The following is a 4,219-nucleotide window of genomic DNA, read 5'->3' as shown; positions in this document are numbered from 1 at the left end:
AATATCACGCCGAATTTGGTTTTGTCAATTACTGTTAGGAAATAGACCGAAAAATGGCTGAATTGTTGAGAAGATTTAAACATGATTTTGACCATTAACGAACATATCAAGAGAGAGATTTAGCAACCATTAACTAAGCTTAGGGAAATGAACGACAATAGTCGCAACATCTGAATGAGCGCGAACAATTGTTTCTGGTTCTACCAAGCCGCTTCTAGAGAATCCGAAAGCCTGATTCTCATGACTGCCGGGAGTTAATAATAACAAATCATTAGTTTTGAGCATTCGGGAAACTTTCATAATAAAATTCCCTTGTATTTGTTGAACTGGGGTATCTTTACTTAGACCGAAGGATGAAAGATTTAAATCCACGGTCAGATAATCAGTCACCAATACCAATAAGTGTAATTTCGCTTTAATTTCTTCAGCGATCGCTTTAGTTATTTCCAGAGTTTGTTTAAATTCCCAAGAGGAAATTTCCCCTTGATTGAATACCATAAATACCCTCTCCGTATTTTCCAGAGGCTGAGGGAAGCGAGTAATCAAAACTGGCACAGGTGAACGCCTGATAATCTGATCAATTACGCTACCAAAGAAATTCTCTTGATAGGTTGAATACCCCTTCCAACCGCAAATAATCAGCGTCGCGTTGCGTTCGGTGGCACTACGAACAATTCCCCTGGATATAGCTGCATCAATTCTAGCAATAGACTCAACCTTAACCGTTGCGGCGTGAGCTATCTGTTCAGCCACAGACAATAAACGGCTTTGTTTAGTTTTAGCCGAGGAAGAAATATTACCGTTTTTGTCAGAAATCACATTAAGAGGTAATAGAGTACCTTTAGATTTTTTGACCAGCAAAATCGCCAATTGTAATAGGTTATCTTCTGTGCTAGGGTTAGCGACCGGAACTAATACCCTTTCCGACCAATTGCGCTGATTGTCGCCGTCTAATTTTTCGGCTGGTTTGACTAATTTACCCCAACGATTGACTATCCAGGGAGAAGCGATACAACTAAATAAAATCATGGCAATAATACCATTAACAGTTAACTCATCTACTAATTCAATATTAAAAGCAACCGTAATCGCTGCCAGAGTCGAAGCAGCTTGAGCTACAGACAGACCAAAGCAAACCATTTTCTCTGGAAACGGCCAGCCAAAAACTTTGCCGGAAGTCCAAGCGGCTGCATACTTGCTGATAAATTCTGCCACAATCATGACTACTGCGACTAAAAGAGAGCGAGGTTCTTTGATTAAAATTAGAGGGTCAATTAACATCCCTACAGAGATTAAAAAGAAGGGAATAAATAGGGTATTGCCAATAAACTGAATCCTGTTCATTAATGGACTCAAGTTAGGGATAATAGGAGTCAGAGCAATACCAGCCAAGAAAGCGCCAATAATGGGTTCAATTTCGATGAGTTGCGCTACATAGGAAGCTACTAATAATGTGGCGACAACAAAGGTAAATTCTGCGCCTTCGTCATGACCAAATTTTCGAAAAAACCAGCGACCAATTTTGGGAACTCCCCAGAGAGATGCGAAGGTATAAATGGTTAAAGCCGGAATTAAAAATAGCCAAAATTCTAGGGTTAAATCGCCGCGATGGGCTTTGACGACAATTGCTAAAACTAATAAGGCTAACACATTGGTAATTAAGGTTCCTCCTAGGGTGGCGGTTACGGAGGAAGCACGCATAATTCCCAGACGGTTTAAGATGGGTAAAGCTAGGAGAGTATGGGAAGCAAAACAAGAGGCTACTAAGATGGCAGCTAATACACTGTAACCCAGAGCCATCATGGCTATAGTTCCCAGTATCATCGGTAATAAAAAGGTGAGTAAACCGAAGCAAAAGGCTGACTTGGCATTTAGTTTGAGGTCGTCTAAGCTGGTTTCTAAGCCTGCTAGAAACATCAAGAATAACAATCCCACAGTCCCCAATAAAACTATGGTATTATCTCTGGCAAGTAACCCTATGCCATGGGGACCAATAATAACTCCGGCTAAGATTAATCCGACAATACCAGGTAGTTTTATGCGTTCAAATACTAGGGGAGCAATGAGCATCATCCCCATAATAATTAAGAAAACCGCTACGGGGTCCTGAATGGGTTGTGATAAAATTTGCGCGAGGGGAGTGGTCAGATTAATCATGGAAAACCCATCTACGTCTGTATTGATTAAGTATCCCAAAGTATCCATGAGTTAGTTCCCGGTAGAATTGCTTAGACTTATATAAAGGGAGAAAGATGCCAAGCCTCAGCCTGTCTCGCCGATCGCCCTAAAAGAGGGCTTATAAAAGGTCGGTTACATAGACTATAGACTTATAGCATAATCTTGGGATTCTGACAATCCTATTTTTAGGGAAAGTAGGTTAATCGAGAGGTGGTTAACTAAATCGGTTCGCCAAATGTGCTAATGTCTGCTACAAATTTAAGGGCGGACATTGATTACCCTAAAAATATGATTCGGCGTTTATTCCTACCTCTAGTGATTCTTTCCTGTTTCTTGTCTATCACCTTCGCAGCCTGTAGCCCCCAGGACGCGCCAACTACTCAAAATGACAAAAACCTTAAACTTCTCTATTGGCAGTCTCCTACTATCCTTAATCCTCACTTGGCGACAGGATTTAAAGACTTTGATGCGGCTAGGTTAGTGTATGAGCCTTTGGCGAGTTATGATCATAGCGATCGCCTGATTCCTCTTCTGGCGGCGGAAATTCCCAGTCGAGAAAATGGGAGTGTCGCAGCAGATGGAAAATCGGTAACTTGGAAATTGCGATCGGGTGTAACTTGGTCTGACGGCGAACCTTTCACCGCCAAAGATGTGGTTTTCACTTATAACTTTATTATGAACCCTGATGTAGGTTCATCTAGTGCTGAGGTTTACGCAGGTATTGAAAGCGTAGAAGCCCTAGATGATTACACCATCAAAATTACTTTTAAAAATATTACTCCGGGTTGGTCGGTTCCTTTTACTGGTCAAAGAGGCTTAATTCTCCCAGAGCATATTTTTGCTAGTTACAATAACTCTAATATTCGGTCCGCTAGGGCGAATAATCAACCCATTGGCACCGGACCCTATAAACTGGTAAGTTTTCAACCCGGAGACTTAGCCCTTTACGAAGCTAACCCCAATTATTGGGAGCCAGATAAACCCTTTTTTGAAAGAGTAGAAATTAAAGGGGGTGGTGATGCGACCTCAGCCGCTAGAGCCGTCTTACAAACGGGAGATTTTGATTATGCTTTTAACTTACAGGTAGAAGGTCATATTCTCCAACAGTTAGCAGCCGGAGGGAAAGGCAAAATTTTGGCGAATTTTGGGTCCTATGTGGAAAGGATTATGTTTAATTTTACCGACCCTAATCAAGCTACCGCAGATGGAGAACGTTCTAGTGTTCAATTCCCCCATCCCTTTTTTAGTGATAAACGAGTCCGACAAGCCTTTGATTTGGCTATAGACCGTGATACTATAGCTAATCAACTTTATGGGAAAACAGGTCGTCCGACCGCGCAATTAATAGTTATTCCAGCCGCTTATAGATCCAATCAAATTAACTATAGCCACGACCTAGAAAAAGCTAAAACTTTGTTAGATGAAGCTGGCTGGAAAGATACTAATAATAATGGTATCCGTGACCGAGATGGATTAGAAATGCGCGTGGTGTTTCAAACATCAGTTAATCCCGTGCGCCAGAAAACTCAAGAAATAGTTAAACAGTCTTTAGAGGCGATCGGGATAAGGGTCGAATTAAAAAGCATTGACCCGGGTATCTTCTTCTCTGGCGACCCCGCCAATACCGACACCATTAATCATTTTTATGCAGACCTCCAAATGTTAACTACAGGAAATGAAAGTCCCGACCCAGGACCTCACATGAAGTGGTGGACCTGTGGGGAAATTTCCCAAAAAGAAAATAATTGGCAACGACCTAATTATGCTCGTTATTGCAACCCTCAATATGACGAAATGTGGCGAAAAGCAACCACCGAACTAGACCCAGAAAAACGAGCCTTATTATTCCGTCAAATGGATGAGTTTCTACGGGAAGATGTCGCAGTAATGCCCATTGTTGAACGTGCGACTACTACGGGAATTAGTAATACTTTAACTGGTATTGAACCCTCCCCTTGGGATGCTAATACTTGGGATATTAAAAATTGGCAGCGCCAGTCAATTTAGTTAATCTAGCGCTTCTCATCTCTATGAAATACAG

The 4,219-nt window shown here is 41.6% G+C and carries 2 protein-coding genes; one reads left to right on the top strand and one right to left on the bottom strand.

Annotation, left to right across the window (positions count from 1 at the left end):
* Nucleotides 1-129: 129 nt before the first annotated feature.
* The gene (locus P5683_RS14760) at nucleotides 130-2,205 is read right to left on the bottom strand and encodes a cation:proton antiporter (RefSeq protein ID WP_006625151.1); all 2,076 of its coding nucleotides are present in this window, start codon (nucleotides 2,203-2,205) and stop codon (nucleotides 130-132) included.
* A gap of 216 nt (nucleotides 2,206-2,421) precedes the next feature.
* Here P5683_RS14760 and P5683_RS14755 point away from each other — a divergent pair, with 216 nt between their 5' ends.
* Entirely contained in the window at nucleotides 2,422-4,185 is a 1,764-nt protein-coding gene (locus tag P5683_RS14755) for a peptide ABC transporter substrate-binding protein (protein WP_006668814.1), read from the top strand.
* Nucleotides 4,186-4,219 lie beyond the last annotated feature (34 nt).

The sequence above is a fragment of the Limnospira sp. PMC 1279.21 genome (assembly GCF_032349615.1).
Classification (GTDB): domain Bacteria; phylum Cyanobacteriota; class Cyanobacteriia; order Cyanobacteriales; family Microcoleaceae; genus Limnospira; species Limnospira fusiformis.
This window is presented reverse-complemented; position numbering and strand designations above follow the sequence as displayed.

Excerpts from the sequence above, each read along its gene's own strand:
- P5683_RS14760 (WP_006625151.1), bottom strand. The coding sequence starts at position 2,205 with ATGGATACTTTGGGATACTTAATCAATACAGACGTAGATGGGTTTTCC.
- P5683_RS14755 (WP_006668814.1), top strand. The coding sequence starts at position 2,422 with ATGTCTGCTACAAATTTAAGGGCGGACATTGATTACCCTAAAAATATG.